1 protein-coding gene is annotated in these 297 nt (G+C 24.6%); it reads left to right on the top strand.

Annotated elements, in window-relative coordinates:
• A partial coding sequence (locus tag ACR6JA_RS22610; protein ID WP_494599692.1) for a hypothetical protein occupies positions 1-297 on the top strand: 297 nt, incomplete at both ends.

The raw sequence follows: 297 nt of genomic DNA on the forward strand, positions 1-297 counted from the left end.
AAAACAAAAAAAAAACCCCCCAAAACAAAAAAAAACCCACAAAAATACAAACAAAAAAAAAAAAAACCCCGGAGCCGAACAAGCCCCCCCCCACCCGGCAAAAAAAAAAAAAACCCCCCGCCCAAAAAAAACCCCAAAACCCCCATAAAAAACTCAGCCAAAAAACCAAAAAAAAAAAAATTAAAAAATTAAAAATAAACAAAAAAAAAAAAAAAAAAAAAAACACAAAAAAATTTAAAAAAAAAAAAAAAAAAAAAAAAAAAACAAAAAAAACAAAACAAAAAAAAATTAAAAAAA

It is taken from the genome of Cedecea sp. B1(4) (assembly GCF_059414925.1).